The sequence below is a fragment of the Polyangium sorediatum genome (assembly GCF_029946465.1).
GTDB classification, from domain to species: Bacteria; Myxococcota_A; Polyangia; order Polyangiales; family Polyangiaceae; genus Polyangium; species Polyangium fumosum.
Window position 1 is genome coordinate 1 of sequence record NZ_JARZHI010000067.1, and the last position, 23,642, is coordinate 23,642.

The 23,642-nt window shown below is 69.9% G+C and carries 17 protein-coding genes; 10 read left to right on the forward strand and 7 right to left on the reverse strand.

Going from position 1 to position 23,642, the window contains the following annotated elements; all coding sequences use genetic code 11:
- Positions 1 to 395 precede the first annotated feature (395 nt).
- The 3 genes from QHF89_RS40370 to QHF89_RS40380 all read left to right on the forward strand — a co-directional run bounded on the left by QHF89_RS40370 (position 396) and on the right by QHF89_RS40380 (position 4,790).
- Positions 396 to 1,064 carry a response regulator transcription factor gene (locus QHF89_RS40370; RefSeq protein ID WP_136967692.1) on the forward strand — a complete coding sequence of 223 codons (669 nt, stop codon included), beginning with the start codon at positions 396 to 398 and terminating at the stop codon, positions 1,062 to 1,064.
- Positions 1,061 to 2,470, forward strand: a complete 1,410-nt coding sequence (locus QHF89_RS40375; protein ID WP_136967691.1) for a sensor histidine kinase — start codon at positions 1,061 to 1,063, stop codon at positions 2,468 to 2,470. Before QHF89_RS40370 ends, QHF89_RS40375 begins: the two co-directional genes overlap by 4 nt.
- A gap of 775 nt (positions 2,471 to 3,245) precedes the next feature.
- A complete protein-coding gene (locus tag QHF89_RS40380) occupies positions 3,246 to 4,790 on the forward strand; it encodes an MYXO-CTERM sorting domain-containing protein (protein WP_284721556.1) in 1,545 nt (514 codons plus the stop codon).
- Positions 4,791 to 5,138: 348 nt separating this feature from the next.
- Here QHF89_RS40380 and QHF89_RS40385 read toward each other — a convergent pair whose 3' ends face one another.
- From QHF89_RS40385 to QHF89_RS40395, 3 genes are read right to left on the reverse strand one after another with little or no spacing between them, the layout of a single operon-like run.
- Complete coding sequence (locus QHF89_RS40385) at positions 5,139 to 6,449, reverse strand: TolC family protein (protein ID WP_136967689.1); 1,311 nt, start codon at positions 6,447 to 6,449, stop codon at positions 5,139 to 5,141.
- Entirely contained in the window at positions 6,437 to 9,508 is a 3,072-nt protein-coding gene (locus tag QHF89_RS40390; RefSeq protein WP_136967688.1) for a CusA/CzcA family heavy metal efflux RND transporter, read from the reverse strand. The genes QHF89_RS40385 and QHF89_RS40390 overlap by 13 nt, the downstream gene beginning before the upstream one ends.
- 5 nt (positions 9,509 to 9,513) lie before the next feature.
- Positions 9,514 to 10,635: an efflux RND transporter periplasmic adaptor subunit gene (locus QHF89_RS40395; RefSeq protein ID WP_136934739.1), complete on the reverse strand. Its 1,122-nt coding sequence runs from the start codon at positions 10,633 to 10,635 to the stop codon at positions 9,514 to 9,516.
- A 304-nt stretch (positions 10,636 to 10,939) separates the two neighbouring features.
- On the opposite strand from QHF89_RS40395, the gene QHF89_RS40400 reads away from it, so the two are divergent.
- A complete protein-coding gene (locus QHF89_RS40400; protein ID WP_136967687.1) occupies positions 10,940 to 13,024 on the forward strand; it encodes a hypothetical protein in 2,085 nt (694 codons plus the stop codon).
- Positions 13,025 to 13,398: 374 nt separating this feature from the next.
- On the opposite strand, the gene QHF89_RS40405 is transcribed toward QHF89_RS40400, so the two are convergent.
- Positions 13,399 to 14,439, reverse strand: coding sequence for a glycoside hydrolase family 18 protein (locus QHF89_RS40405; protein ID WP_136967686.1), 1,041 nt, complete (start codon positions 14,437 to 14,439; stop codon positions 13,399 to 13,401).
- Positions 14,440 to 14,592: 153 nt separating this feature from the next.
- On the opposite strand from QHF89_RS40405, the gene QHF89_RS40410 reads away from it, so the two are divergent.
- Positions 14,593 to 14,928: a hypothetical protein gene (locus QHF89_RS40410; protein WP_136967685.1), complete on the forward strand. Its 336-nt coding sequence runs from the start codon at positions 14,593 to 14,595 to the stop codon at positions 14,926 to 14,928.
- A 52-nt stretch (positions 14,929 to 14,980) separates the two neighbouring features.
- On the opposite strand, the gene QHF89_RS40415 is transcribed toward QHF89_RS40410, so the two are convergent.
- The 3 genes from QHF89_RS40415 to QHF89_RS40425 form a co-directional block, all read right to left on the reverse strand.
- On the reverse strand, positions 14,981 to 15,565 hold the full coding sequence (locus QHF89_RS40415; RefSeq protein ID WP_136934742.1) for a biopolymer transporter ExbD: 585 nt from the start codon (positions 15,563 to 15,565) through the stop codon (positions 14,981 to 14,983).
- 326 nt (positions 15,566 to 15,891) lie between these two features.
- Positions 15,892 to 16,326, reverse strand: coding sequence for a hypothetical protein (locus tag QHF89_RS40420; RefSeq protein ID WP_136967684.1), 435 nt, complete (start codon positions 16,324 to 16,326; stop codon positions 15,892 to 15,894).
- A gap of 119 nt (positions 16,327 to 16,445) precedes the next feature.
- Positions 16,446 to 17,369, reverse strand: coding sequence for a LysR family transcriptional regulator (locus tag QHF89_RS40425; protein WP_284721557.1), 924 nt, complete (start codon positions 17,367 to 17,369; stop codon positions 16,446 to 16,448).
- A gap of 155 nt (positions 17,370 to 17,524) precedes the next feature.
- Between QHF89_RS40425 and QHF89_RS40430 the strand changes: the two genes are divergently transcribed.
- The 5 genes from QHF89_RS40430 (at position 17,525) to QHF89_RS40450 (ending at position 23,600) form a co-directional block, all read left to right on the forward strand.
- Entirely contained in the window at positions 17,525 to 18,274 is a 750-nt protein-coding gene (locus tag QHF89_RS40430) for an SDR family oxidoreductase (RefSeq protein ID WP_136934745.1), read from the forward strand.
- A gap of 148 nt (positions 18,275 to 18,422) precedes the next feature.
- A complete protein-coding gene (locus QHF89_RS40435) occupies positions 18,423 to 20,084 on the forward strand; it encodes an aldehyde dehydrogenase family protein (RefSeq protein ID WP_284721558.1) in 1,662 nt (553 codons plus the stop codon).
- Between the two features lie 74 nt (positions 20,085 to 20,158).
- Positions 20,159 to 21,886: a serine/threonine-protein kinase gene (locus QHF89_RS40440; protein ID WP_136967682.1), complete on the forward strand. Its 1,728-nt coding sequence runs from the start codon at positions 20,159 to 20,161 to the stop codon at positions 21,884 to 21,886.
- A gap of 89 nt (positions 21,887 to 21,975) precedes the next feature.
- Entirely contained in the window at positions 21,976 to 22,233 is a 258-nt protein-coding gene (locus QHF89_RS40445; protein ID WP_136967681.1) for a hypothetical protein, read from the forward strand.
- A gap of 260 nt (positions 22,234 to 22,493) precedes the next feature.
- A complete protein-coding gene (locus QHF89_RS40450) occupies positions 22,494 to 23,600 on the forward strand; it encodes an FIST signal transduction protein (RefSeq protein ID WP_136967680.1) in 1,107 nt (368 codons plus the stop codon).
- The last annotated feature ends 42 nt before the right edge of the window (positions 23,601 to 23,642 follow it).

Here is a 23,642-nt window from a genome sequence, read left to right on the forward strand (position 1 = left end):
ACGGGCTCGAAGACCCAAGGGGCCACGGTCTACCGCGCCCTCTGCCTCCAGACCCCCGAACCCTAGCGCAGCCTTCAGATACAAGGGGGCGGACAGCCCCCCGCGGGGTCCGGGGCAGCGCCCCGGGCGGTGCTTCCCCGAGGTGAGGGAGCGAGGCTACGGCTTGCAGGAAAACCCGTGGAGAAGCAGAGAGAGGAAAACCAGCATCACGCGCATCACCCGAATGCTCGCCGAGACCCGGTCGAAACGTGAGGAAGATCCGACGGGCGGAGGTTCTCCGGGGAGCGCGAGGGGTGTCGGCATCGAGACGGACCCTAGCCCGAGGGTCCTGCCGACACACATGAACGATTCGTAATGTTTCGTGTTCGGCCCCTTCTGCTAGTCCTTCAGGCGGCATGAAGGTTCTCATCGTCGAGGATGACACGCGGGTCGCGAAGTTCGTCGCCCGTGTCCTCACGGAGGAGGGCTACGTGGCTGACGTCTGCGCGAACGGCGCCGACGCCACGCAGCAAGCCCAGTCTGGGATGTACGATCTCATCCTGCTCGACTGGATGTTGCCGGACGTCGACGGCCTCTCCGTCTGCCGGACGCTCCGCCGCGCGGGCCTCGCCACGCCCATCCTCATGCTCACCGCGCGTGGCGAGCTGCGCGAGCGTGTCCTCGGGCTGGAGACGGGCGCGGACGACTACCTGGTCAAGCCCTTCGAGATCGAGGAGCTGCTCGCGCGCATCCGGGCGCTCGTGCGGCGCTCGTCGGCGTTCTCCAAGCTCGCTTGCGGCGACCTGGAGGTCGATCGGATGAACCGCCGCGCGCTCCTCCGCGGCGCCGCGCTCGATCTGACGGGCCGCGAATACACGCTCCTCCTGCACCTCGCCCTCCGCATCGATCGCGTGGCGCCCAAGTCGGAGCTGCTCGCGCACGTCTGGGAGATGAAGTTCGACCCCGGGACGAACATCGTCGAGGTCCACGTGAGCCGCCTCCGGGACAAGCTCGGCGACCACGCCTGGATGATCGAGACCGTGCGCGGCGTCGGCTACCGGCTGCGCGCTGAGAGGGCCCCGTGAGCTTTCAGAGGCGCTTCGTCGGCGCCGTCTCCGTGCTGACGATGGGGACGCTGGGCGGCGCGCTGATGGCCATCTCCATCGCCGTCAACGCCTCCCAGCAGCGCCAGCTCGACGAAGCGCTGCGCGCCGAAGCCACCGAGGAAGCGCGCGAAGCCTCGGCCCTCGGCGGCGACGAGCTTGCCATCAGCGACCGTCCTGGGCCCGCCGCGAATGACGTCGGGCCTCTGACGAAGTACGGCGCCATCTTCAACCCCGAGGGCCGTGTCCTCGCCGCGACCCCGACCTTCCACGGCTCGCCGCCGCCGCTGGAGACCCTGGGGCCCGGCACGATGGAGTGCTTCAACCTGTGGTTCCGCGGAGAGCACCTGCGCGGCGTGCTCGTGCCCATCCCCGCCCACGCCGGCGCGCGCCTCTTGCTCGCAGCCCCCCGCGCCGATCTCGACGGAGACGCCTCCTTCCTGGCCCGCGCGATGCTCACGGTGTTCTTCGTGGCCGTCGGCTGGTCCGCGCTGCTGGCGACCTGGATCGTGCGTCGCCTGACGCGCGAACACGAGGCCATCACGCTCGTCGTACGGCGCGTGGCCGCAGGCGATCTGTCCGCGCGCGTCGCGACCCGCACGGGCGACGCGGAGATCGCGCAGCTCGGCCGGGACATCAACGAGATGATCGAGCGTCTCGACGTGCTCGTCGCCTCGCAGCAAAGGTTCATCGCACAAGCAGCCCACGAGATGCGCTCGCCGCTGACGACGCTCTACGGCGAGCTCTCGCACGCCCTGCGCAAACCCCGCGACGCCGACACCTACCGGCGAGCCATCGAGGAGGCCCTCGAAGCCGCCCGCCGGCTCAAGCTGATGACCGACGATCTGCTCGCCCTCGCGCGCCTGGGCGCCGACGTCGGCGAGCCGTCGGAGCCAGTCGACGTGCTCGAACGAGCCCGCGCCGCCGCCGAAGCCGTCGCCTGGGAAGCCCGCGAGCGAGACACACGCATCGATGTCCAAGGAGCCCCAGCGACCGTGCTCGGGCATTCCCGAAACCTGGAGCGGCTCCTCCGAAACCTGATCGAGAATGCCGTGCGGCACTCCCCCAAAGGAGGGCGCGTCGAAGTCGTCGTCGAGCCCCACGGCGACACCATCGAGGCCGCCGTGAGCGACGAAGGCCCCGGCATCCCCGAAGCCGAACGCGTGCGCGTCTTCGAGCCCTTCTATCGAGGCGTACGCGAGCGAGCCGACGACATGCCCGGCGCCGGCCTCGGCCTCCCCATCGCACGCCAAATCGCACGCGCCCACGGAGGCGACGTGCTCTTCGACGCGACGCGGTCAAAAGGGAGCCGATTCGTCGTACGATTCCCCGTCGCTCGGGAGGGCGACACCGAAAGCAATCCGCGGGAGGGGGAACGGGCCGCGTGAAGCGCGGAGCCGGGGTTTCCACCCCGGACCCCGACCAGGGGTTGTCCACCCCTGGACCCGGACCAGCGAGGCGCTGGACCCGGGGTCGATGAACTGCGCCATGCGCAGTTCATCGAACGGCCGCTGACAAGACCGGTGACGAGCCTGGAGGCCAAGGCCGCGGCGGAGACGAGTCCCGGGGGGAGAGCACGAGCGCTGCGCGGGGCCCGTCCTCGATCGGTGAGCTTTGCGCGGTTGCCGCTGGGCATCTCGACAGGCGACATCGGTCCTCGTCCTCGTCTGTTCGGCGCCGCAACGAGCCCACGTCCCCGCCGCCGGACCCTCGGTCACGAAGCGGAACGAGGCCCCTCGGCACGACAGGGCCAGCGTCGCGCCGCCGGACACGCGGCAAGGCGTGTTCCCAGGGGAAGGTCGAGCCCAGAGACGAGGATCGGGGGCGGCCGAGGGTCCTTGTCGAGCCGCCGAACACGTGCTGTCCGCCCCCCCATGGACCTTGTCGCGGGGGCGGACCGATCAGCGCGGAGACCCACGTCGGAGGTTGGGCCGTGTCCCTCGGGAGGTCACGCGTCGAAGACCTCTGTCGCGCCGCCAAACACACGCCGTCGACGGCAGAGGGCACGTGTTCGGCCCCATTCCAGGCATCCTCCCCCTTCGCCACCACGTGGTTGAGCAGGGTCCTTGGGGGGTCTCGACGGTGACGCTTCGAAGAACGGCGCAGGACATGTGCCCCCATTTCAGGCGCGCTCCCCACGCGGATCGCAGATACTCGGGTGTGATGTCCCCTGCGACCTCCTCCAAAACCAACACCGCGCGGTACCTCGTCGCCCTCACCGTGATCCCCCTGGCCCTGTCCACCGCGTGTGGATCCGAGCTCCCCACGTCGGAAGCCATGCCCGAGGAGATCACGCCGGCGCATCTCCCCGCCGTCCGGAAGGACGAAAGCAACTCGCTCCTGCCGACCTACGACGCGGTCCTGCACGCGGCCGACGGAACCCAGCATGCGTGGTTTGGCGCCGACGTGGCGCTCGACGGGGAGACCGCGCTGATCGCGGCGTCCGGGGGCGCGTACGTCTTCGTCCGGGAGGAGCTCGGCTGGACCGAGCAAGCCCATTTCGTATCGGATGACCCGGAAGAGTCCGGCTTCGGCGCCGGGATCGCGATCCAGGGAGACACCGCGCTCGTCGGCGCCGCCATCTGGTACGTCGATCAGCCCGAAAAAAGGAACGCCACCCATGTATTCGTACGCGACGGCGTGACGTGGACCAAAATGACGACGCTTCGCGCCAGCGACGGGACGAACGCGGACTACTTCGGCGCCGCAGTGTCGTTGTCGGGAAAGACGGCGCTCATCGGCGCGCCGGACGCTCGGATCGGCGCGACCGAGGGGGCGGGCGCGGCCTACGTCTTCGTCGAAGAGGGCGGCATGTGGAAGGAGCAGGCCAAGCTCGTTGCGAGCGACAGCGCGCTCTCCGGGTGGTTCGGCACTTCGGTGGCGCTCGACGGAGACACGGCCCTCGTCGGGGCTTGGACCGAGGCGCCCAAGGGCGCGGCCTATGTCTTCGAGCGCGAGGGGGCGACGTGGACCCAGACGGCCAAGCTCGTGCCGAGCGACGGGGAGCAATGGATGGGTTTTGGTGTCGATGTGGCGCTCGACGGCGATCGGGCGCTCATCGCCGCCGGAAATACCGTGCCCGGGGCAGGCCCGGGCTCGGCGTACATCTTCGAGCGGAGCGGCGGGACCTGGGTGGAAAAGGCCCAACTGCTCCCGAAGACGCCTTGGCCTCCGCATGCGCATGTCGAGTCGGTGGCGCTCGACGGAGACACGGCGATCGTCGCGTTGAAAGGCTTGCTCGGCGAGACCGCGGTCGGGGAAGGCGCGGCCCGTGTCTTTCAGCAGATCGGCGATGCTTGGGTCCAGAAGGCGCGGCTCGAGCCCCAGATCCCGGCGCCGGGCAGTTGGTTTGGCTCTTCGTGCGCGCTCTCGGGGAACGTGGCCCTCATCGGGGCGCAATTGCAGACGATCGACGCCATCGAGGAGAAAGGCGCGGCGCATGCCTTCGAGCTCGTGACCGAGACGGGCGACGCCTGCGCCACCGGGGACGATTGCCCGAGCGGCGTTTGCGTGGACGGCATTTGTTGCGGCGCGGAGGGCTGCCCCGAGGTCGACGGGACGGGAGGATCCGGGGGACAGGGCGCGGACGTGGCGAGCGCCGAAGCGGGCTGCCAGTGCGGAATCGACAACACGAGCGCCTCCTCGACGCTGCACCACGTCGCAGGCCTGCTCTTGCTCGGGCTCCTGGGTTTGCGCCGGAAGCGATGATCCCCCCCGGGCCGCGGCCTTGCTGGGGCTTTGCCCCAGGCCCCAGCAGGGGCTCTCCGCCCCTGCACCCGGACCAGCCAGGGGCTGGACCCAAGCTCGATGAACTGCGCGATGCGCAGTTCATCGAACAGGCCCGGTCAAGACCAGCAGCGACACTGCCAACCGAGACAGCCGCGCTGCGGGTTCGGCTGGCGAACTGGGTTCTTCGTCGGCCTGTTTGAAAACCTGCGCGCTGCGCAGTTTTTCAACCCTGGGTCCAGCGCCTCGCTGGTCCGGGGTCGAGGGGGCGGACAGCCCCCCGCGGGGTCCGGGGCGGCGCCCCGGCGCGGCCCGAGCCCCATGCGGCGCTCACGGCGCCACGCCGGCCGCTTGCCACACGGCCACCTCGGCGATCTTGGCGTCGACGGCCAGGTCCACGAACCGGAGCTTTGCGTCACGCGCGGAGGTATAGGCATCCACGAGCTCCAGCACCGCGAGGCGCCCGTCGCTGTAGGCGGCTTCGATTTCGCCGACCATGGCCGCGCTGGAAGCCAGCGCCGATTCTCGATATTTTTCCAGCGCGATGCGGCGCCGGCTCGCGGCGGCGTGCTCGGCGCGGACACGCTGGTCGACTTCGAGGGTGAGGCCGTCCGCGGCGCTCGACCATGCTTGGGCGCGCATGCGCGCGGCGGGGATCCTGCCTTGGCCGCGGTCCAGCGACGGAATCGGGACCGTCACGCCCACGAGGACATCGTATTGCCGCTCGTTGTTCGGGCCGATCCCTTGGCCGACGCCGAGGCCGCCGTAGACCGCGATCCCTGGGAACACCGAACGCTGGGCGATATCGACCTCCGCCGCTGCCGCGCGCGCGCGGAGCTGCATGGCGTTGACCTCGGCGTTGTGGTTTTTCGCGGCGTCCAGGAAGCTGCTCAGCGACGGCAGGGACGACGATTCGTAGAGATCCATCTTCGGGGCCCCCAGGAGCGCCGATGCGCCTGGACCAACGGCGACGTCGAAGGCGCCCCGCTCGGTCGCGATCTGCGCTTCGGCCTCCTCGACGGCCGCGCGCGCGTCCGCGACGGCGATGGCCATGCGGGATGCATGATAGCGGGGCGCGAGCCCCCCTGCGACGCGCGCCTCGACGATGCCTCGGGCGCGCTCCACCTGCGCGAGGGTCCCCGCGACGACATTCCTCCGCTCGAAAGCGCCTGCGAGCGCGAGGAAGGCCCGGCGCACTTCGAGCGCGAGGCGCGTCCGCGTGGCGCCGGTGTCGGCGTGCGTGGCGTCTCGCTCGAATTCCGCAGCGCGACGCCGCGCCGTCGGCAGGCCACTCGTCTCCAGGAATTGCGTCACGCCGATCTGCCCCGCGCCGAGCAGCGGATCGTACGTGGTGTACCCGAGGGATCGCGCATATTGGATGTTGATCTGCGGATTCGTCCAGACCCCCGCGGCCACGACGTCGTGCGCCGCGGCGCGGCCCGTGGCTTGCGCGGAGACGAGCTGCGGGTGGCGATCGAGGGCCGCGAGCGCCTCGGCCAGCGAGAACCCTGCGGCCGCGGGCGCCTCGCCCGTCGTCGTCACAGCGTCGACGCCGGCCTGCGCGGGCTCCGCCAGGGCCAGGAGGACGAGGCAGGCCCCGGGGACGAGCCCGCGCCGCATGGCAAGCTTCAAGAATCGCATGGGACAACCTCCACCGGCGCCGCGCGGCGTCGGCCTGCATAGGCGACGGGCAAAACGAAGAGAATGGCGGGGATCCCGGCGAGGAGCCCGGCGATGATGGCGATGGCGAAGGGCCTTTGGGTCTCGCTCCCCATCGCATGGGAGAGCGCCGCGGGCAGCAGGCCGAGGAGCGCGAGCGACGTGGTGAGGACGACGGGCCGGAACGCGGTCTCGGCGCCCTCCAGCATCGCGCCGTGGGGGTTCGTCTCGGCGATCTCGTCGATGCGCGAGCATATCAAGACCCCGGCGAGCACGAGTTGCCCGAGGAGCGCAATGCACCCGACGGCGCTGCTCACCGAGAAATTCTCCCCCATGAGCCGCAGCCCCGCGACAGCGCCGACCAGCGCGAGCGGCAGGAACGCGAGGATCATCAACGTCGGCCGAAAGCGCCGGAAGTTCGCGTACAAGATCGCGAGGATCGCGAGCACCGCGAGCGGCAAGGCGATCCCCAGCCTTCGCATCGCGCGCCGCTGGTTCTGGAACTCGCCGCCCCAGCTTATGTACGTCCCCTCCGGCAGCGCGCCCAGCGTGGCCACCGCGCGCTGCCCGTCCTCCACGACGCTCCCGAGATCCCGCCCGCGCACGTTGAATTTCACGGCGACGAAGCGCGAGAAGTCTTCCCGCCATACCGCGGAGCGCCCCGTCCCGAGCTCGATCGTGGCGACCTCGCCGAGCGTCGCGCGGGTCTCCGCGTCTCCCACGAACAGACGTCCGAGCGCGCTCGGATCGGCGCGGACCGCGTCGGGCAGCCGCAGCGCGACGCCATGACGCCGCTCCCCCTCCCATACCTCCGTCGCCACCGCGCCCCCCAGCGCGACCGCGATCGTGCTCTGCACATCGTCGATCGCGAGCCCCCGGCGGGCAATGGCGTCGCGGTGGATGTCGATCCGGAGCTGCGGGTTGTCGCCGGCCATGTAGATCGCGAGATCGGTCACGCCTTGCACCTGGCCGAGCTTCTCGCGGATCTTCTCGGCGAGCTCGGTCGAGCCTTTCAGATCCTCGCCGTGCACCTTGACGACCACCTGGCCGATGATGCCGGAGATGGTCTCGAAGACGCGGTCCGTGATCGGCTGCGAGAAGTTGTATTGCACGCCCGGGATCGCGCGGAGGCTCTGGCGGAGCTCGGCCTCCAGCGTGCGCCGGGTCGAGCCGGGGCGCCATTCGGTCTCGGGGCGCAAGGGCACGAAGAACTCGGCATTGTTCGGGCCCTCGGCCTGCGTGGCGGCCTCGGGCCGGCCGATGTGGGAGAGCACGTCCACCACCTCGGGCACGCGGAGGATCTTCTCGCGGATCCGCCGGACCTGGCTGCGTGTCTCGTCGAGGGAGATGGTCGAGGGGAACGTCGACGTGATGTAAAAACCGCCCTCGTTCAGCTCCGGGAGGAACTCCGTGCCGATCCCACTCGCATACACGGCGCCCCCGATCGCGGCCGCGCCGCTCGCCGCGAGCACCACGAGGCGCATCCGCGCCGCCCGCGCGAGGAGCCGCAAGTAGCTACGCCGCAACCATTGCAGCCATCGTGCGTCCTCCGCGGCGCCGTGCTCCGGCAGCGCGATCGTCTCCAGGGCCGGCACGACGAACGCCGCGCAGGCGAGGGCGCCGAGGAGCGCGAAGGCATAGGTATACGCCATCGGCGCGAAGATCCTCCCCTCGACACGTTCGAGCGAGAAGATGGGCGCGAGCGCCGCGATGATGATCAGCATCGAAAAGATGACGGGCTTGGCGACGCTGCCCGTGGCCCGCTCGATGACGCTCCGTTTGTCCTCTCCCGGCGCCCGCGGGCCATGCATGAAATGCAGCGTCGTCTCGAGCACGATGACCGCGCCGTCGACGATGATCCCGAAATCGATGGCGCCGAGCGAGATGAGGTTCGCCGGCAGGCCCATCAGCTTGAGCCCCACGAACGCGGCGAGCAGGCTGAGCGGGATCACCAGGAAAATGAGGAGCGCCCCGCGCAACGTGCGCAGGAAGAGATAGACCACGGCGACGACGAGCAGCGCGCCTTCGGCCATGTTGCGCTTCACCGTGCCTAGCGTCGCGTCGACGAGGGAGGTTCGATCGTAAAACGCGTCAATCGTGACGCCGCGGGGAAGGACGTCCCGGTTGAGCTGCTCGATGCGCTCCTTCAAGGCTTCGAGGACCACGCTCGGGTTTTGCCCGCGCCGGAGCAGCACGATGCCCTCGACCACCTCGTCCTCGTGCCCTCGGCCCACGGATCCGCGCCGCGGCGTCGATCCCTCGACGACCGTGGCGATGTCTTGCAGGAGCACGGGGACGCCGCCGACCTCGCGCACCACGGCGAGGCCGATGTCGGACGGCGAGCGCAGGGCGCCGACGCCGCGCACCACGAACTCCTGCGAGCCAATGCCGACGTACCCACCGCCTGCATTGGTGTTCGTCTTTTCGAGGGCCTCGTAGACCTCCTGCACCGAGATCCCCGTCGCGGCGAGCCGCGCCGGATCGATGCGCACCTGGTATTGCCGCTCGAACCCGCCGAACGTCACGACCTCGGCGACGCCGGGGACCGCGCGCAGGCGCCGCTCCACGACGAAGTCCTGGAGGGCCCGAAGCTCCCGCAAGGGCTTGTCCCCGCGCAGGGTATAGCGGTAAATCTGGCCCACCGGCGTGGCCTGGGGCCCCAGGATGGTCTCGGCGGACGCCGGCAATTCCGCGTCGCGCAGCCGCTCGGCGACCAGCGTGCGCATCTCGAAGTCCGGGGTCCCTTCCTCGAACGTGAGCGTCATCAGGCACAGGCCGAACACGGAGACGGAGCGGATATCGATGAGCCGCGGGGTGCCCGCGACCACGCGCTCGAGCTCCAGCGTGACCTTTTTCTCGACCTCCTCCGCGGCCTGCCCTTGATACACCCCCACGACCTCCACCATCGGATTGGTGACGTCGGGGAACGCCTCGATCGGCAGGCTGCGAAAAGCTTGGACGCCGACGATCGCGAACAAGGCCGCGAAGGTGACGACGAAGGGCCAGCGGCGGACGGCGAAACGAGCAATGGCTTTGAACATGAGTTTTACAGGATGAGGTCGAGCTCGCCGTCCAGGAGGACCGCATTCGTCGTGACCACGTCGTCGCCTTCGTGCAGGCCCTTCAGGATCTGCACGTCGTCGCCGAGATTCGAGCCGACCTCCACGACGCGCCGTTCGAGCACGCCCGGCTCGACCTGCACGAGCACGACGCGGTCGTCCCTGCGCAGGAGAACGGCCCCGCGCGGCACCACGAGGGTCCGCTCGGCGCCGCGCACCGTCACCTCGACACGCGCGCTCATCTCCGCGCGCAGCCGCGGCTCGTCCGTATTCGGCGCGCACGCCGCCTCCGTCGTGTGCGTGCGCCGGTCGACCGCCCGGACCGCGTGCATCACCTTCCCCTCGATGCGCTGGGCGCCGAGGGCGGGGACCGTGAACGCGCAAGGCGCGCCCTCCGCGAGGAGCGGCGCGTCCCGCTCGGGAAACGCGGCCCGAACGACGAGCTTTTTGCCGTCGCCGATGAGGAACGCCGCTTCTTCGTCCTCCGGCGTGACCCGCTCGCCCGGATCGACCGAGCGCGCGAGGAGCTGACCTTCGGCCGTCGCCTTCAATTCGAACGTCTCGCCGGCGCCCGCGGCCACGCCCGCCGCGCTGAGCGAGAGCCGCGTCCCCTGCAATTCGGCCTTGGCCGTCGAATACCTCGCGCGCGCCTCGACGAGGTCCCGGCTCGACGCGGCGCCCTGGTTCACGAGCTTCTCGAGCCTCTCGACCGCATCCTTCTCGGCGGAGATCGCAATCGAGAGCCGACCGAGCTCCGAGCGCAGCCGCGCGACTTCGCTGCTGCGGAGCGTGGCGAGGGCCTGCCCGGCCTGGATGTCGCTCCCCACGGCGACGTGGACACGCTCCACGAAGGCCGGAAAGGGGACACGCACGGCGTAGGAGGCGTTCGGCGCGAATGCCACGCGCCCGAAGCCCTGGAGCTTCGCCTGGATGTCGCTCGCGCGCGCGGGCGCGAAGTGGAACTGGGCGACGAGGTCTTCACGAATCCGCAGGCGCCCGGATTCGAGGGCCTCGTAGGGAGGTTTCACCGTCGCGGGAGAAGGGGGAGCCCCCTTGCCGCAAGAAGTCAACAAGAGCGCGAAGGCGCACGCGATGGCGGAACGTTGCATCGCCTGGACCTATACCCCGACGAAGGACGCGCGCCGTTACGAGCAACTATACGTTTTTGTAATGGTTACGGGCCACGTTAAATTTCCGTAACGATGTCGGCTCCGCTTCCTTCCTGCGCCGTGACGTCGGCTCGTCCCCGGCGCGTCGGGACGCTGGCCCCCACAGACACCGCAGAGTTCCGGTGGGGTAGCATCGCGGTCCGCTTCCATCTTTTCGAGAAAAATCCGCGATTCGCCCGCGCAAGAACGACGATCCACGGCTCCTTTTCGCCCCTACGATGCGGAGAATGGGCGATGATGCGCCATGACTTCTTCCAAGCTTTGCTTCGCGTCGACCCTGGCGATGCTCGCGGCATCTTTCGTGGTGGCTTGCTCGGACACGCCCGAAACCACCGGATCCGGCGGACAAGGCGCCGCCGGCGGGATGGGCGGGGGCGGCGCGGGAGGGGGCGGCGCTGCCGGCGGGGGCGGCCCGGTCATCCCCACGGAGCATCCGCGGATCTACTTGAACGAGGCGAACCACGCGCGGCTCGGCGCTTCGCTCGCAGCCGCCGAGCCAGCCGCCGTGCGTTTCCGCGACATGGTGGACGGCCACCTCCAGAACGGCAATGTCTACGCGTTCGAGGCGCACTTTGCGGCGCTCCTCGGCGCCCTCACTGGCGAGGCGGCCTATTGCACCTACGCGGTCGACGAAATCGAGGCGCGCGTCACCGCGGAAGAGGCGCTGATCGCCTCCGGCGAGCGCGCCGAGGTGGCCTTCGACAGTTATCTCTACATCGGCGAGACCATCGGTGATCTCGCGCTGGTCCACGACTGGTGCTTCGATTCCATCACGCCCGATCAGCGCACCCGCTGGCTCACGTATGCCAACCAGGCGGTCTGGAACGTGTGGCACCCGGAGGAGGCGAGCTGGGGAGGCGTCTCCTATCCGTGGAGCGGTTGGTCGATCGAGAACCCCTCGAACAACTACTATTACTCCTTCCTACGCGCGACGATGCTCCTCGGCCTGACGTCCCTCGGCGAGCACGACAGCGCGCAGACGTGGCTCGACACGTTCCGCGTGGCGAAGATCCAGGACGAGCTCGTGCCCACGTTCACGAGTGATCTCCAGGGCGGCGGCTCGCGCGAGGGCACCGGGTACGGCGTGGCGATGAAGAACCTCTTCCGGCTCTACGATCTGTGGGAATCGAGCACGGGCGAGCGGATCTGGGATCTCACGGGCCACACGCGCGCGTCGCTCCCGAGCTTGATCCATTCCACCGTGCCCACCCTCGATCGGATCGCGCCGATCGGCGACCACGCGCGCGACAGCACGGCGGCCCTCTTCGATTACCACCGATCGTACGTGCTGACCCTGTCCCACCTGCTCGGCCCGGACGATCCGCTCACGGACGTGGCGCAGACCTGGCTCGAGAGCTGCTCGGTGCCGCAGATGGAGCAGCGGTTCATGTACATCGACGACTTCCTGTATGCCGCGCCGGCGCACGCGAAGCGCCCCCTCGCGGATTTGCACCCGACGTACCACGCCGCCGGCACGGGGAGCGTCTTCTTCCGGAACGGCTGGGACACGAAGGCGACGTGGGGTGCCTTCATGGCCGGCCCGTTCACGGAGAGCCACGCGCACCGCGATCAGGGCTCGCTGCTGATCTACCAGGGCGAATGGTTGGCGTACGATCAGAACATCCTGTCCCATTCGGGGATCTACCAGAACGAAGAGGCGCACAACCTCGTGCGCGTCGAGCAAAACGGCGCGACGGTCACGATGCAGAATGGCGCGGCGAACCTCGTGGCCCTGCACGATACGCCGCACTTCCTTTATCTGCGCGCGGACATCACGCCCGTCTACGCGGGGAAAGGGGCCGTGGGCCGCGTGGATCGAGAGGTGCTTTTCTTGAAGGGGCCGGGCGCGTTCCTGGTGATGGATCGCGTGGACACGAACGGCAGCGCCCAGGCCGTCTGGCAGCTCAATGCGCCCATCTCACCGACGTCGCTCGGCCAGGGGTGGGAGGTGAGCGGCGCGCAAGGCTCGCTCGAAGTGAGGCCGCTCTTCCCCGCGCTCCCCAGCGGCGAGGTGCTCGCCTGGCCGGCGCTCGAATCGGAAATGAGCGGCGGCTACCGGCTCGACGTCCGCGACCCGGCCGCGGGCGGGCAGGCGCGCTTTTTGATGCTGCTCGCCCCGGGCGGCGCCGTTGCGAGCGCCACGCCGGCATCGAGCGCAGGGACGATCGGCGCAAACGTGGCCTTCGACGATGGGACGAGCGTCGAGGTGGCCTTCGGCGAGGATCAGGCGGGCGGTACGTTGAAGCTCAATACGGGTGGAAGCGCTGTGTTCGACGGCCCTCTCCCGGAGGCCGTCGGCACGCTGCCGCTCCTGGCGAACGGGAATTGAGCTGCGCGGCGTCGCGCCGGGGCGCTGCCCCGGACCCCGCGGGGGCTATCCGCCCCTCGACCCGGACCAGGCACGGCCTGGACCGAAGGTGGAAGAACTGCGCGGTGCGCAGTTCTTCCAACGGGCCGGTGGCAAGACCATGAAGGTGGGTTTCAAGCCGGCGACGCGCACCCTGCCGGTTGAACCTGCAACGCTGCCGTGTTGGTTGGCAGGGTCGTTTGGGGTCTTGACCCTGGCTGTTCGATGAAATGCGCAAAGCGCAGTTCATCGACCCCGAGTCCAGCGCTTGCGCTGGTCCGGGTCCCGGGGCGGACAGCCCCGGGTGGGGCCTGGGGCAAAGCCCCAGCGCAGCGCCCCCAACATGCTCCCCCCCTTCAGGACGACGCCCCGCGCGGCCCCTCCGGCCGGAGGAACTGCGCGCGGAGCGTCCCCCATTCGTCCTCGGTCATCTCCCAATCCGAATAGAGCGCAATGCCCTGGTAGCTCGCCGGGAGCTTGGGATACGCCTGCAGCGCCGCGTGCGCCCCGGCGAGCGCATTCGGTACATTCTCGACGTCTGCGTGGTGGTAGCCGACGCCCGGGTCGTCATAAGCCGGCAGCCCGAGGAGAACGGGCGTGGCGCCCGCCCAATCGAGCACCTCGCGCGTCCACCGGCTGAAGAGGTCCTTGTAGAGCTTCCCGTTCGTGAGCGCCGTGTCGTACATCATGACCGCGAGCTGATCCACGCGCCGCGCGACCTCGCGAAAATACGCTTCGTCCCAGTGGATGTCGTTGAAGGGGTGCAGGACCGTCGTCGGCGGGTACGCGGCGACCGACAGTTGTTTTCCTTTTGGCAACCCCGCGCGCAGCTCGTCGAGCAGCGTCAAATACGGCGCATGGCCGCTCGGGCAGGGCTCGATGTTCACGTGGATCCCGGCCATACGCGGGTGGGCGTCGAGGAGCGCGCGGATGGATCGCGTAAACCCCTCGCGCCAGGCGCGATCGCCGGGTCGGGCGGAGACGTCGAGCACGCCGCCCACCCAGGGCATCACACGAAACCCCTCGAATGCATCGAGGAACCGCTCGGTCTGGGCCGGGTCGTGGGAGGCAATGGCCCCCGAGGCCGCGGCGGGGCAGAGGTGCGGGAACACGTCGCGGATCCGGTGGCGGCGGAGAAGCGCCGCGGCCTCGGCGAGCCGTCGTGGATCACGAAACAGCGGCTTCTTCGCCTCCTTGCCATACTGCGTGAACCAGCCGTCGCCGCCGAGCCAGGCGTGCTGCATCCAGATGCCGTTCGTGCCGAGATCGTGGCGGCCGTCCTTCACCGTCGCGCCGGGCGACCACACGACGTAGGCGACGGTCGACGCGGCCCCGACGACGGCGCAGGCCAGCAGTTGCCGGCGGGTGGAGAGGCGTTTGGACCTGGAAGGGGGCATGGCGCTCGCTCGGCTCCGGCCGGACGAGACTGTGGACGCATGCGCTGCCGTGGACAAGACAAATCCCGCGCGGCATTCGGCGGGGGGCGTCTTCGCGCGCGCGCGTGATTCGGAAGTTGCCGCGACGGGGCGCCGAAGGTATCCATCGCCCCCATGAAACACATCGGCTGGCTGCTCGCGGCGCTGATCCTCTCGAGCGGCTGTACCTCGGCGATCGGCCCGAATCAAGCGGACGGGAGCGATTGCAACATCGTCTTGAGCGAGACCGCCTGCGCCCCGACGTCGTACTGCGATCCCGGGGACCGCGTGAACGGCAGGTACGCGCGGAGACGCACCTACGGGCTGCTCCGCGACGGGGACCACGCGGTCGGCACCTGCAGGCCGAAAGGCGGCCCCGGCGCGGCGTGCAACAGCCCCGATGCTTGCATCAGCACACGCTGCATGCACAGCCCGACGGAGACGCCCGAAGCCAAGGGCGCCTGCGAGTAGGCCACGCACGACGAAGCCCTGTCGAGCGCCTCGCCCGAGCTCGATCAGAAGCTCAGCGCAGCGGGGAAGAGAGCTTCTGGATCATGATGCTCGTCCGCGGATACCCCGCCGCGGCGGCGCTGGCCATGACACGCACGACGGCGTGGGCAGGGAGATCCTGGGCGGCAGCAATGAGGATCTCCCCCGGGAAGGGCACGTCGGGACGAATCTGCTGCCAGAGCTCTTTCTTGTTCACGAGCAGCGTACGAAGCGCGTCGAGGGGGGGAGGCTCGCCGGCCTCGACGATCGCAGGCGTCTCGGCCACGAGGACGCCGTCGACGGTGACGTGGCGGGGACCCACGACGAGCAGGGGAGCGTCCACCAGGTCCTCGCCATGGAAGGCCGCCGGGAGCCAAGGCAGGCGCGTGGGGCCGCAGCACTCGCCGGAGGCCGAGAACGCGGGGAGCAGGCCGAACGCGTACCACGCGAGCGGCAGGATGAAGGCGAGGATGATGGGCGCGCGTACGCCCGGCAGCGTGCGCCACGCACGTGGTGGGCTTTGAAAGAAGCGCAGGGCGATTCGCCGGAGAAGGCGAGGGCCGGGAGGGCGGACGACGTGGGCGTTCGGGGCGGGGCGGCGGCGAAGAAGTCGGATCATGGAGCCGCGTGGTGAGACGACGCGGGCGGGGAAAGATTGGCGCCGACGACGTCGCGACCTTGCCGACGCCGTCGACGCGCGTCTACCCCCGCTGTCCGTCGTGACCCGCGCCCCTCGACACGCGGCGACCCCCGCAGTCCGTCGTGACCCGCGCCCCTCGACGCGCGGCGACCCCCGCGGGTCATCGTCACCTGCGCCCCTCGACGCGCGGCGACCTCCGCGGGTCATCGTCACCTGCGCCCCTCGACGCGCGGCGACCCCCGCGGTCGCTCGTGACCCACGCCCCTCGCCACGCGGCGACCCCCCTCGGACGTCGAAATCCTGCGCTATCGCCGGAGCGATAACACCACGGGCCCCGCGGACACGTCGCCGCAGGTGAGGGAGACGTCGTCGCAGGCCGAGAGGTTCACGTCGACCACGATGTCCTTGCTCCGGCGGAAGGGCGACGTGCTGGTCGGCATCACGAGGATCAACGTCTCCGTCGGCTCGCCATCACATTCGAGGGCGTCTTCGACGGCAAAGCCGTTCACCACCTCGTTCCCGGACGCCTGGGAGAGCTGCACGAGGAGGCTCGTGGACGTGCTGCCTTTCGGGCACGTGTACACGACGGGAATGCCGAGCAGCGCCCCATGCAGGAACTGGCCCTTCTGGCCCATCTCGATCGTGAGCCCCTCCATCGCGCGCGCCGTCCCCGGCAGGAGCGGCAGCGCCGTCCCCACGACGAAAAGCAACGCCACGTTCGTCCCAAGCATCTGTTTCATCTTCATTCCCCCGACGATGTGTATTCGGATCGGGGTGGAGGAGCGCAAGCCACGTACACGAAATGGCCGCGCGCGCGGGCGGCATCGTTCCGGACAGCCGCCGCGCGGCCCTTCGAGGCTCAGGCGCGACGTCGCCCGCGCGCAGGCGCGGCGGGCGCTGGATCCGTCGGCAGGGTCGCGCGAAAGTGCGCAACGATGGCGTCGATGCGCGGCGAACCACGATTCTCGATCCGGTAGAGCGCATGCGCCGACACGGGGGAGAGCGTCGCCTCCGGCAGGAGCACGCGCAGGGAACCAGCGGCGAGGGCGTCCGCGACGACGAACCTGGGAACCACGGCCATGCCCACGCCGGCCTCCACCGCCGCGCGAATGCCGAGCATCGTGGCCACACGGAGCTTCGGCGCCAACGTGACGGCGCGAGTCTCGCCTTCCTCGACGAAATGCACCGTCGCAGAGCTCAAAAGGCCAAGCACCGCCGCGTGGCTCGCAAGCGAATCCACCGTGCGAGGCGTTCCGTGACGACGCAAATAGGCCGGGGACGCGACCAGGACCCGCGCGAACGTCGCGACCGGCAACGCGACGAGGTTCGTCGTGTCCGGGAGCGCCATGCCGGCGCGCACGGCGATGTCGACGCCTTCGCCCACGAGCTCGGCTTCGCGGTCCTCCAGGCGCATTTCGAGCTCCAGCGCCGGATACGCTTCGAGCAGCGCCGGGAGCGCCGGCACGATCCGCAGCACCCCGAGCGCGACGGACGCGGAGACGACGACACGGCCCCCGATCGCCCGGTCGGGCCGCACGCTCGCCATCGCGGCGTCGGCCTCGCGCACGAGCCGCGTCGCATGCTCGTGGAAACGCCTCCCCTCGTCGGTGAGGTGAAGGCTCCGCGTCGTGCGCACGAAGAGCTTCGCGCCGAGCTCCTCTTCGAGCGTGCCGATCTGCCGGCTGATCGCCGCGAGCGAGAGCCCGAGCGACCGCGCCGCCGACGAGAACGAACCAGCTTCGACGATCCGAACGAGCGTGCGGGCCCGACCCAGGAAGTCCATGGACCGGATGCTCTGCATCCTTCAGCTTTTTGCAACAGAAGATTGCCATTCCCTCGCCTGCCGGAGGTCGGCCGGTGGGTGCATGCTCTGCTCATCGAAGCCGGACGCGGACCCCGAACACCGCGGGACGCCGGCCTCGCTGGAGAGCAAAGATCATGGGCAAGCTGCAGAACAAGGTCGTCCTCGTCACGGGTGGAACCACGGGCATCGGGCTCGCCGCAGCCCGGCTCTTCGCGGCCGAGGGCGCGAAGGTCACCGTCACCGGCTCCAATCCGCAAACCATCGAAGCCGCCCGCAAGGAGCTCTCGGGCATTGCCGAGGTCGTCGCCTCGGACGCCGGGTCGAGCGCAGACATCGCAGCGCTCGCCGCGCGTTTCGCCGCGGAGGGCAAGGGCGTCGACGTCCTCTTCCTCAATGCCGGCGTGGCCAAATTCGGCCCCATCACCTCGCTCGACGAGGCCGCGTTCGACGATTCGTTCCGCATCAACGTGCGGGGCCCCTGGCTTTACATCAAGCATTTCGCGCCCATCCTCCGGCGCGGCGGCGCCATCGTGGTCAACAGCTCGATCAACAATCAACTCGGCATGCCAGGGTCGAGCGTCTATGCGGCCTCGAAGGCGGCGGTTCGGTCGATCGTGCGCGTCGCCGCGGCGGAGCTCGCCGAGGCGGGCATTCGCGTGAACGCCGTGAGCCCAGGCCCGATCGAGACGCCGCTCCATACCAAGCTCGGATTCCCCGAGGAGGCGCGCAAGGGCTTCGCGCAAGGGCTGATTGCGCAGATCCCGATGCGGCGCTTCGGCACGGCGGACGAGGTGGCGAAGGCGGCCCTTTTCCTCGCGAGTGACGACGCATCCTTCATGACCGGCGAGGAAATCGTGCTCGACGGTGGAATGACCCGGGTTTGACGCCGGCGTTCGACGGCACGCCCTCGGGCCCGGAGACGCCCTTGCCTGCGGGCGCCTTCGTTCCGGACAGCCGCGCGGAAGCCGTCCGTGGCGCGAGTTCTCCGATTGAAGCATGCCTCCCCTTTGGCTACGTTCTCGGGCGACGACCGTGCCGGCGAAGAGCCCGCGCGGATGCGCGGACGAGCACGACGCGCCGGGCCGAACGCTCGGCTGTCAGGAGGATGAAATGGGCCAGGTGGTGATGGACCGAGGGGCGGGGAACGTGACGGGGAGCGGTCCGGGCGCCAATGGGCACGCGGCGACGAAGATCCGGAGCTACGCGCCGGCCACGGGCGAGCTGCTCGGGGAGGTGAAGGTCACCTCCGCCGACGAGGTCAAGCGCGCCGTCGAGCGGGCGCGGCGCGCGCAGGAGGCCTGGGGCGCGTTGCCCGTCGAGGAGCGCTGCGAGCGCGTGCTCCGCTTCCGCGACGCCATCGTCGACCGCGCCGACGAGATCGTCGATCTGCTCGTGCGCGAGTGCGGAAAACCCCGCCACGAGGCCCTGCTGCACGAGGTCATGGTCGCCGCCGACCTGGCGACCTTCTTCGCCAAGGCCGCGCCGCGTGTCCTCGCGCCGCACGAGGTCAAGCTCCACATGTTCAAGCATCGCCGGAGCTTCATCCACTACAAGCCGCGCGGCGTCGTGGCCGTGATCTCGCCCTGGAACTACCCGTTCCAGCTCCCCTTGCGCGACGCCATCATCGCCCTGCTCGCGGGCAACGCCGTCGTCATCAAGCCGAGCGAGGTGACGCCGCTCATCGCGCAGAAGGCGAAGGAGGTCTGGGACAGCGCGGGCCTGCCCGAGGATCTGCTCCAGATCGTCCCCGGCTACGGGCCGACGGGCGCGGCGCTGATCGAGGCGCAGCCCGACTTCGTGATCCTCACGGGCAGCGTCGCCACGGGCCGCAGGGTCGCAGCCGCGTGCGGCGAGCGGCTCATCCCGTGCGTGATGGAGCTCGGCGGCAAGGCCCCGCTCATCGCCTGCGCCGACGCCGACGTCGAGCGCACCGCGCGCGCCATCGTGTTCGGCGGCTTCTCGAACGCCGGCCAGGTCTGCGTCTCCGTCGAGCGTGTCTACGCGCACCGCGAGGTCCACGACAAGCTCGTCGATCGCGTCGTCGAGCTGACGAAGGAGCTACGGCAGGGCGATCCGAGCGCGGAGTTCGTCGACGTCGGCGCGATCATCTTCCCGCACCAGATCGACGTGGCCGAGAAGCACATCGCAGACGCGGTGCAGAAGGGCGCCGCGGTGCGCGCGGGCGGCAAGCGGCGCGAGGGGCCGGGGCAGTTCTTCGAGCCGACCGTGATCGACGGCTGCAACCACCAAATGACCGTGATGACCGAAGAGATCTTCGGGCCGATCGTGCCGTTCATGCGCGTCTCGACCGAGGAGGAGGCCCTGCGCCTCGCGAACGACTCGCACCTCGGCCTGAACGCGTACGTCTTTTCGCGCGACCGCGATCACGCGACGCGTCTCGCCGAGCGCGTCGAGGCGGGCAGCGTGCTCGTGAACGACGTGCTCACGAACGGCGGCACGCCCGACACCCCCTTCGGCGGCATCAAGGCGAGCGGCTTCGGCCGTGCGATGGGCGAGGAAGGGCTGCGCGAGATGTGCAACATCAAGCACGTCAGCGTCGAGCGGGTCGGCATGGGGAGCAAGGACCCGCTCTGGTACCCCTACACGGCCCAAAGTTATGGTTGGTTCCGCAAAGGGCTCCGGGCGCTCTTCTCCGGCGGCGGACTCTTGCAGCGCATTGGCGAGATCCTGTAATCAGGTGGCACGCAGGGGCGGTGGATGGGACCGGCTGCCTCACGCCCCCCACCCCGCCCTCCCTCGCGCCGCGCATGAAGTCCTGTCCCACGTGCAGCCTCCGGTATCCGAGCGAGAGCAACGTCTGCTTCGCGGACGGCTCGACGCTCGTCGTGCTCCGCGATCCGTGGCTCGGTAGCACCGTCGGGGGCCGGTACGTGCTCGACGAGCTCATCGGCATCGGCGGCATGGCCTCCGTGTACCGCGCGCGCTTCCTGCTCACGGACCGGCCCTGCGCGGTGAAGCTCCTGAACCCGCAGCTCGCCTCGGACAATACGACGCGCGAGCGCTTCAACCGCGAGGCGAAGCTCGCGCAGCGGCTCGCGCACCCGAACATCATCGAGATCTTCGATCACGGCGACGCGGAGGACGGCACGCCGTTCCTCGTGATGGAGCTGCTCGAAGGCGAGAGCCTCTCGGAGGTCATCGCCGCCGGTCCCGTGCCGATCGCGCGCGCGCTGCCCATCGTCATTCAGATGACGCGCGCGCTCGCGCGCGCCCACGACTTCGAGGTCATCCACCGGGATCTCAAGCCGGAGAACGTCTTCTTGCTCCGGGGCGATCGGGTCAAGCTCCTCGATTTCGGCATCGCGCGCTGCGCGCAGGACGTGCGCCTGACGAACGCGGGCGAGGTGTTCGGCACGCCCGAGTACATGGCCCCCGAGCGCGCGACGTCGTCGGACGCGGGCCCGCCGGCCGATCTCTACGCGCTCGGCGTGATCCTCTTCGAGATGCTCACGCAGCGGCTGCCCTTCGACGCGCCGAGCCCCGCGCAGATCCTGAACAAGCACATGCTGGAGCCACCGCCGCGCCTCGGCGAGAACCTGCCCGGCGTGCCGCCCGCGCTCGATCACCTCGTCTACGACCTGATGTCGAAGGTGCCCGACGGCCGGCCCGTCGACGCCCACCGGGTGCTCGCGATGCTCCAGGAGGTCAGCGAGGCCGCGCGTATCCCCGCGCCGCCCGATCTCGACGCAGCGCCGCCGCTCGCGCCCCCGCGCCCCACGGCCACGGCCGCGGTGCAGCGCTGGGGCACGCGCGTCGAGATCGTCGAGCGCCTCGTCGGCAAGACCTACGGCGGCGCGCTGCCCGTCGAGGTCGCGCGCACGCTCGAGCAGATGAAGGCCCACGTGAAGGAGCTCGCGGAGCTGCGGACCCGCGGGCTGGAGGAGCAACGCGCGCTCGACACGATCCACCGCGAGTGGAAGGAGGGCCGCTTCCGCCAGGGCAAGGCGATGGACCGGCTCACGGTGGACATCTCGCGGACACGCGAGGAGGCGCGCGCGACCCGGGCCGGCATCGCGCCGCTCGCCGGGGCCGCGCGCTCGTTCGCGCCGCGCGTGCGCGAGGCGCACCGCGAGGTCGTCTTCTGGGAAGGCCGGAGCGGCTTCCGCGAGCCGTACCGCGAGCTCGCAGCCGCGTACCGCGCGCTCGCCGATCTCGTCGACTTCTGGGCAAACGCGCGCCACGCCGAGCTCGAGGTCGAGGCGGCGGCGGTCGAGAAAGAGCGCGCCGTGTCCGAGGTGGACCAGCAAATCCGCGAGCTCCGGCACAGCTTGGTGATCGCGGATCGGGCGATGGAGGATCGCAAGGCGAAGCACTTCCTCGCGCTCGCGGACGTCGGCCGGCGCGCGGAGAAGCTCGAGTTCGAGCTCTTGCGCGCCTCGGGCCGGATCTGCGCGCCGCTGCGGGGCCGGGCCGATCTGGCGCCGCTCTTCGCCGAGCTCGCAGGCAGCACGCCCGCGGCGGCGGCCCCGGCCTGACAGAGCAGTTGGGGATGACGTGACGTTTGTGCGATGATGTCCGTGGAGTGGGAGATCGCGCCGCATTTCGCGCGCGAGCCCGCGAAAGCATGTCGGGCAAGGTCAAGCAGATCATCGACGCCATCGTCGCCCACCGCTCGCGGGGCAACCCGTCGATGGCAGGGTTCGTCCGCGCGAAGCTCATGCTGAAGGGCATCGATCCTTCGAAGTACACGGACACCTCCTCCGACGATCCCGAGGTCCTTCGGAAGCTCGAAGCCCTGGCGCGCGAGCTTGGGGTCGATCTGCCTGGGCCGGGCGCGGGTGTGTCGTGGCGACCGCCGCCGTCCTCGGGCCCGCAACGCTAGGACATCGATCGGTTTGACAACCGCTCGATGTCCTAGCTCTTTTGTCCCGAGGGGGACGCCTCGCGTCCCCCTCTCGCCCGGGCAAAGCCCGGTCGATTCACCCTTCTGTCCCGAGGGGGACGCCTCGCGTCCCCCTCTCGCCCGGGCAAAGCCCGGGCGATTCACCCCCCGAGGCGAGCTCGCTTCGCGATCTCGCAGAGCGCCGAACGGGTCGGCGCTCTAGCCATCTTCATCGAGAGCACGCAGGGAGGATTGTCAACGTGCCCGTTCGAACCGCTCATGCGACCGAGATCGGCGCAGAGGACGTCGCGCGCCGCATGCGCGCAGAGCTCGCGTCCGTCGAGCCCGTCGTGGTCCTTTATTTCGCCGGCGGCCCGCGGGATCCGCGCGCGCTCGCCGAGGCGATGCAGCGCGCGTTTCCCGGCGCGATCGTGGTCGGCTGCACGACGGCCGGCGAGCGCGAGGGGCGCGCGTGGCGCAAGGGCTCGGTCGTCGCGATGGCGCTCGGCGCAGAGATCGTGCGGGACGCGGCCGTCGCCGTGATCGAGGATCTGCGCGGGCGCGCCGACGTGAAGGCCGCGCTCACGCCGCTCGAAGCGCACGTCGGTCGCCCGCTCGCACGCCTGGATCCAACGCGGCACGTGGGCCTCCTGCTCGTCGACGGGCTCAGCATGGCCGAGGATCGCCTGATGGATCGGCTCGGCGATCTCACGGACATCCCGATCCTCGGCGGCTCGGCCGGCGACGATCTCACCTTCGCCTCGACGTGGGTCGCGAAGGACGGCACCGCGTACACGAACGCCGCGGTGCTGCTCCTGCTCGAGCCCGCCGTGCCGTTCCGCGCGATCAAGACGCAGAGCTTCCGCCCGCTCGATCGCGCGCTCTGCGTGACGGCCTGCGACGAGGCCGCGCGGGTCGTGTATACGTTCGACGGCAAACCCGCGGCCGTCCGGTACGCCGAGGTGCTCGGGATCCCGATGGCCGAGCTCGTGAGCCACTTCCAGCGCCACCCACTCGGCCTGATGGTCGGCGACGAACCGTTCGTCCGGAGCCCGCAGCAGCTCCGCGGCGAGAGCGTGGTGTTTTACTGCGAGGTGCCCGAAGGCACGGTCCTCACGGTGCTCGAAGCGAGCGACATCGTGGAGGACACGCGCCGCGCGCTGACGGCAGCCCGCGAGGAGCTCGGCGGCGCGTCGGCGCTCGTCGGCTTCGACTGCGTTCTGCGCACGCTGGAGATCGAAGCCCGAGGCCTCCTCGATCCGTACGGCGCGATCTTCGAGGGCATCCCGACGGCCTTGTTCAGCACGTACGGCGAGCAGTTCGTCGGCCACGTCAACCAGACGGCCACGATGCTCCTCTTCGGCTGAGCGCCGCAGGGCTTCCGGCGCGCCCGTCAGGGCTTCATCTGT

Bases quoted from the DNA above. Each gene is read 5' to 3' on its own strand.
- QHF89_RS40370 (WP_136967692.1), top strand. From the start codon at position 396: ATGAAGGTTCTCATCGTCGAGGATGACACGCGGGTCGCGAAGTTCGTC.
- QHF89_RS40380 (WP_284721556.1), top strand. From the start codon at position 3,246: ATGTCCCCTGCGACCTCCTCCAAAACCAACACCGCGCGGTACCTCGTC.
- QHF89_RS40385 (WP_136967689.1), bottom strand. From the start codon at position 6,449: ATGCGATTCTTGAAGCTTGCCATGCGGCGCGGGCTCGTCCCCGGGGCC.
- QHF89_RS40390 (WP_136967688.1), bottom strand. From the start codon at position 9,508: ATGTTCAAAGCCATTGCTCGTTTCGCCGTCCGCCGCTGGCCCTTCGTC.
- QHF89_RS40395 (WP_136934739.1), bottom strand. From the start codon at position 10,635: ATGCAACGTTCCGCCATCGCGTGCGCCTTCGCGCTCTTGTTGACTTCT.
- QHF89_RS40400 (WP_136967687.1), top strand. From the start codon at position 10,940: ATGACTTCTTCCAAGCTTTGCTTCGCGTCGACCCTGGCGATGCTCGCG.
- QHF89_RS40405 (WP_136967686.1), bottom strand. From the start codon at position 14,439: ATGCCCCCTTCCAGGTCCAAACGCCTCTCCACCCGCCGGCAACTGCTG.
- QHF89_RS40410 (WP_136967685.1), top strand. From the start codon at position 14,593: ATGAAACACATCGGCTGGCTGCTCGCGGCGCTGATCCTCTCGAGCGGC.
- QHF89_RS40415 (WP_136934742.1), bottom strand. From the start codon at position 15,565: ATGATCCGACTTCTTCGCCGCCGCCCCGCCCCGAACGCCCACGTCGTC.
- QHF89_RS40420 (WP_136967684.1), bottom strand. From the start codon at position 16,326: ATGAAACAGATGCTTGGGACGAACGTGGCGTTGCTTTTCGTCGTGGGG.
- QHF89_RS40425 (WP_284721557.1), bottom strand. From the start codon at position 17,369: ATGGACTTCCTGGGTCGGGCCCGCACGCTCGTTCGGATCGTCGAAGCT.
- QHF89_RS40430 (WP_136934745.1), top strand. From the start codon at position 17,525: ATGGGCAAGCTGCAGAACAAGGTCGTCCTCGTCACGGGTGGAACCACG.
- QHF89_RS40440 (WP_136967682.1), top strand. From the start codon at position 20,159: ATGAAGTCCTGTCCCACGTGCAGCCTCCGGTATCCGAGCGAGAGCAAC.
- QHF89_RS40445 (WP_136967681.1), top strand. From the start codon at position 21,976: ATGTCGGGCAAGGTCAAGCAGATCATCGACGCCATCGTCGCCCACCGC.